The sequence below is a fragment of the Streptomyces sp. ICN903 genome (assembly GCF_022015835.1).
In the GTDB taxonomy this organism is placed as follows: domain Bacteria; phylum Actinomycetota; class Actinomycetes; order Streptomycetales; family Streptomycetaceae; genus Streptomyces; species Streptomyces fenghuangensis.
Map to the genome: position 1 here is coordinate 1 of NZ_JAKMAY010000354.1, position 5212 is coordinate 5212.

At 75.5% G+C, this 5212-nt stretch carries 5 protein-coding genes; 4 read left to right on the top strand and 1 reads right to left on the bottom strand.

Annotated elements, in window-relative coordinates:
* The 4 genes from L7D48_RS25370 to L7D48_RS25385 all read left to right on the top strand — a co-directional run.
* Positions 1–1120, top strand: a 1120-nt coding sequence (locus tag L7D48_RS25370) for a fatty acid--CoA ligase family protein (RefSeq protein ID WP_237882877.1), incomplete at its 5' end; no start/stop codon positions are given.
* Between the two features lie 21 nt (positions 1121–1141).
* On the top strand, positions 1142–1984 hold the full coding sequence (locus tag L7D48_RS25375; RefSeq protein WP_237882879.1) for a 2-amino-3,7-dideoxy-D-threo-hept-6-ulosonate synthase: 843 nt from the start codon (positions 1142–1144) through the stop codon (positions 1982–1984).
* On the top strand, positions 1956–3068 hold the full coding sequence (locus L7D48_RS25380; RefSeq protein WP_237882881.1) for a 3-dehydroquinate synthase II: 1113 nt from the start codon (positions 1956–1958) through the stop codon (positions 3066–3068). The genes L7D48_RS25375 and L7D48_RS25380 overlap by 29 nt, the downstream gene beginning before the upstream one ends.
* Positions 3069–3129: 61 nt before the next feature.
* Positions 3130–4332, top strand: a complete 1203-nt coding sequence (locus L7D48_RS25385) for an FAD-dependent monooxygenase (protein ID WP_237882883.1) — start codon at positions 3130–3132, stop codon at positions 4330–4332.
* A 10-nt stretch (positions 4333–4342) separates the two neighbouring features.
* Here the strand turns inward: L7D48_RS25385 and L7D48_RS25390 are convergent.
* Positions 4343–5212: uroporphyrinogen-III synthase (locus tag L7D48_RS25390; protein ID WP_237882886.1), on the bottom strand; the 870-nt coding region annotated here is incomplete at its 5' end.

The following is a 5212-nucleotide window of genomic DNA, read 5'->3' on the forward strand; positions in this document are numbered from 1 at the left end:
CCGCACCCCCGCGGCCGTCGAGGAGGTGCCCCCGCACGCCCCCTACGAACCGGACGACCGCGCGGTCGTGGCCCACACCAGCGGAAGCACCGGCCGGCCCAAGAGCATCGGCCAGTCCTTCCGCACCTGGAACTCCCTCGTGGACGTCTTCCCCGGCAGCCCCGAGCCGGACCGGCCCTCCCGCTTCCTCGCCGTCCTCCCGCTCAGCCACACCATCGGCTCGATGGTGGACGCCGTACTCGCCGAGGGTGGCCGCGTCGTCCTGCACGAGGGGTTCGACGCCGACGCCGTCCTGGAAGCCCTCGCCGCCGAGGGCGTCACCGACACCTATCTCGCGGTGCCCCATCTGTACCGGCTCACCGAGTCGGCCCGCTCCCGCGGCGCCGACCTGTCCTCCCTGCGCCGCCTGGTCTACAGCGGCACCCCCGCCTCGCCCCGGCGGATCGCCGAGGCGCGCGGGGTGCTGGGCGACCGCCTCGTACAGCTCTACGGCTCCACCGAGGCCGGCGGCATCTCCAACCTCACCCCGCTGGACCACTGCGAGCCCGAACTGCTGCCCACCGTGGGGCGCCCCTTCCCCTGGGTCTCCGTGCGGATCGTCGATCCCGGGACCGGCCGGGAGGTGCCCCGGGGCCGTACCGGGGAGGTCTGCGTGGCGTCCCCCACCGTCATGGACGGCTACCTCGGTGCTCCCGGGACGACCGCCCCCGTCCTGCGCGACGGCCTGCTGCGCACCGGCGACCTGGGCCTGATCGACCGGTACGGATACCTGAGGCTGGCCGGCCGCGTCGGCGATGTCGTCAAGAGCGGCGGTCTGAAGATCCACCCGGCCGCCGTCGAGCGGGCTCTGCTGTCCCACCCCGACGTGGCGAACGCCGCCGTCTACGGGGTGGCCGACGACGACCGCGTCGAGCGTGTGCACGCCGCGGTGTCGCTGCGCGCCGGCGCCCGCCGCGACCCCGGGGCTCTCCGCGAGCACGTGGCCAGCCTGCTCACCCCCGAACACGCCCCCGCCGAGCTGGCGTTCTGGGACGACCTCCCGCTCACCGCGCACGGCAAGCCCGACAAGGCGTACCTGCGCACCCTCGCGGGCCGGGAGGACCGGCTCCCGCTCCGCTGAATCCGCCGAAAGGGGTCCGACATGACCGCCCACCACCACTTCGCACGGGCACTACGGCTGCGCAGGCTCTTCCGCCACAACAGCTCGCGGCTGATGGTCGTACCGCTCGACCACTCCATCTCCGACGGGCCGGTCGTGCCGCACGGCAGCACCGCCGACCGGCTCGTCGGCCGGCTCGCGGCCGGCGGGGTGGACGCGGTCGTGCTCCACAAGGGCAGCCTCCGGCACGTCCGCCCCGAGCGGTTCGCCGGGACGTCGCTGATCCTCCACCTCAACGCCAGCACCGCGCACGCCCCCGACCCGGACGCGAAGTACCTGGTCACCGGGGTGGAGGACGCCCTGCGCCTGGGAGCGGACGCGGTGAGCGTGCACGTCAACCTCGGCTCCCTGGACGAGCGGCGGCAGATCGCCGACCTCGGACTGGTCGCCGACCTGTGCGACCGCTGGAACCTGCCCCTGATGGCGATGGTCTACCCGCGCGGCCCGCGGATCGCGGACCCGCACGACCCGGAGCTGGTCGCGCACGCCGTGACCCTGGCGGCCGATCTGGGCGCCGACCTCGTCAAGACCTCCTGGGCCGGCTCGGCCACCGCCATGCTCGACGTGACCGCGGCCTGCCCGATCCCGGTGCTGGTCGCCGGCGGCCCGCCGCGCGGATCCGAGGAGGAACTCCTGGGGTTCGTCCGGGACGCGCTGCTGGGCGGCGCGGCCGGAGTGGCGATGGGCCGGAACGTCTTCCGGTCCCCCGATCCGCAGAGCGTGGCCGGCGCCGTCGCCCGGCTCGTCCACGAGGGGCCGCGCGAGCCCTACGACCACCTGACAGGAGAGCACCGGAGTGAGCGTGAACAAGCTGTGCTGGCTTGACGTCCGTTCGGCAGGACGGGAGAAGAAGGCGATCCTCGAGGAGGCCCTGCACCAGCGCGTCGACGGTGTGGTGGCCGAGGATCCCGCCGACCTGGAGGCGCTGCCGCCGTCGGTGACCCGGGTGCTGCTGCCGCGCGGCCCGGAGTCGCTGGAGGGCGGCTTCGGCCGGGCCGACGTCGTCGTCCTCCCGCTCGGCCCGGCCGAGCGGGCCGAGCTGGCCGAGGCGTACCCGCAGGTGGAGTTCGGGCGGTACGTGGAGATCGCGGACGCGGCCGGCCTGGACGAGGCGTGCCGGGCCGCCCGCACCGAGAAGTGGAGCGTGCTGGAGTTCCGCGATCCGACCAAGATCCCGCTGGAGATCGTGATCGCCGCCGCGGCGGGCGCGCCGGGCTCGATCGTCACCGCCGTCGGCGACGTCGAGGAGGCGCGGGTCGTCTTCGGCTGCCTCGAACTGGGCTCCGACGGCGTGATGATGACCGCGCGCGCCGTCGGCGACGCCACCGAGCTCAAGCGCGCCGCCGCCTCCCCCACCGGGGAACTGGTGCTCACCGAACTGGAGGTCACCGCCACCGCGCACCTTGGCATGGGCGAGCGGGCCTGCGTGGACACCTGCTCCTATCTGCGGCAGGACGAGGGCATCCTGGTCGGCTCGCACTCCAAGGGCATGATCCTGTGCGTCAGCGAGACCCACCCGTTGCCGTACATGCCCACCCGGCCGTTCCGCGTCAACGCCGGCGCGATCCACTCCTACACGGTCGTGGAGAACGGCCGGACGAACTACCTCAGCGAACTGGGCGCGGGCAGCAGGGTCCTGGCCGTGGACGTCGCGGGGCGGACGCGGGTGGTGTCGGTGGGCCGGGTCAAGATCGAGACCAGGCCGCTGATCTCCATCGACGCGGTCGCCCCGGACGGCCGGACGGTCAACCTCATCCTCCAGGACGACTGGCACGTGCGGGTGCTGGGCCCCGGCGGCACCGTGCTCAACAGCACCCACCTCGAACCGGGCGACAAGGTGCTCGGCCATCTGCCCACCGCCGACCGGCATGTGGGCTACCCGATCGACGAGTTCTGCCTGGAGCAGTGATCCCCGCGACGGGAACGACCGAGAAAGGCGGTGGGCGGCCATCGAACCCCTCAGGGTCGCCGTGGTCGGCGCGGGCATCGGCGGGCTGGCGCTGGCCGCCGCCCTGCGCCGGGCCGGCGGTGTGCGGTGCGAGGTGTACGAGCAGGCGGAACGGCTGTCCGAGGTGGGCGCCGGGCTCCAGCTCGCCCCGAACGCGGTGCGCCTGCTGCACCGGCTGGGCCTGGCCGGGCCGCTGCGCTCCTTCGGTGTCCGCCCGGCGGCGACGGAGATCCGGCGCTGGGATAGCGGCCGGCTGCTGTCCCGCACCGAACTGGGCTCCGCCTGCGAGGAGTTGTACGGGGCGCCCTACTACACGGTGCACCGCGCCCATCTGCACGCGGCGCTGCTGGAGGCCGCCGGCCCCGACGCGGTCCGGCTCGGCCGGCGGCTGACCGGTCTGCGGCGGGGGGACGGCGAGGTGCTGCTGCGCTTCGACGGCCCGGCCGAGTCCGGCGGCGGCGAGGTGCGCACCGCCGACGTGGTCGTCGGGGCCGACGGCATCCACTCCGCGGTCCGCGCGCACCTGGCGCGGGACGCGCCCGTCTGGTCGGGGCAGACCGTCTACCGGGGCCTGATCCCCGGCGAGGCCCTGCCGGAGCTGGTGGACGACCCCGCGGTGCGGGTGTGGATGGGGCCGGGGCAGCACTGCGTGTGCTACCCCGTCTCATCGGGCCGCGCGATCAGCTTCGCCGCGACCGTCCGCCCCGACGGGCCCGGCGACCCGCCGCCCGAGTCCTGGTCGGCCCCCGGCGACCCCGCCGACCTGCCGCGGGCCTACCGGGGCTGGGATCCGGCCGTGGTGCGCCTGCTGCGGGCCGCCTCGGGCACCGGTGTGCGGCGCTGGGCGCTGCACGACCGGGAGCCGCTGCGCCGCTGGTCAGCGGGCCGGGTGACGCTGCTCGGGGACGCCGCGCACCCGATGCTTCCCTTCCTCGCCCAGGGCGCCAACCAGGCGGTGGAGGACGCGCTGTCGCTGGCCGTCTGCCTGACGGGCGCGGACACCGCGACCGCCCCCGCCGCGCTGCGGCGGTACGAGGCGCTGCGGATACCGCGCACCGGCGCGGTCCAGCGCGGTTCGCGCGGCAGCACCCGGGTGATGCACCTGGAGGACGGCGAGGACCAGCGCCTGCGGGACGGCGCGATGGCGTCCGCCACCGCGCTGCGCGCCATGTCCTGGCTGTACGCCCACGACGCCGAACACGCCGCCCTCCACCCAGCCCCGTGACACGGACCGGTCACCCGCCCCCGACTCCCCCGTCCGCCGGGTCGAAGGCGAGCCGGTAACCGCGCTTGACCACCGTCTGGATCATCCGGGGCGCGCCCAGCGCCGAACGCAGCCGTGCCACCGCCGTCTCCACCGCGTGCTCGTCACGCCCCGCACCGGGCAGGGCGCGCAGCAGGTCGGCGCGGGAGACCACCCAGCCGGGCCGCCGGGCCAGAGCCCGCAGCAGCGCCATCCCGGCCGGCGGTACGGGCCGCAGCTCGCCGTCCACGACCGCCGCGTGGCCGCGGATCTCCAGCCGCCGCCCGGCCACGGGCAGAACCCGCGCGCGGGCGGGCAGTTCCCGGCACAGCAGTTGGACGAGCGGCCCGATCCGGAAGCGCTCGGGCCGCACCACCGGCACGTCGTGCGCGGCCAGCGGCAGCGCGGTGACCGGACCCACGCAGGCGACCAGCACATCCCCCCGCAACGCCTCCAGCAGCTCCTCCCGCACACCCCGCCGCTGCGCACGCTCCAGCAGCGAGGCGGCGGCGGGGGCGGAGGTGAAGGTGACCGCGTCCACCGAACGGGCCCGCACGGCGTCGGTCAGCCGGTCCAGCGGGGCGATGTCCTCCGGCGGCAGCCACCGGTAGACGGGCACGCCGACGACCTCCGCCCCCGCCTCGCACAGCGCCTCGACGAAGCCGGGCAGCGGCTCGCCGTGGAGCTGGACGGCGATCCGCCGCCCGGCGACGCCCTCGGCCAGCAGCCGGTCCAGGACCTCGGCCAGCGACTCCGACGGCGGCGACCACGCCTCGGTCAGCCCGGCGGCCCGTACCGCACCGCGCACCTTGGGACCGCGGGCGAGCAGCTCCACCCCGCCCAGCACACCCCGCAACTCCTC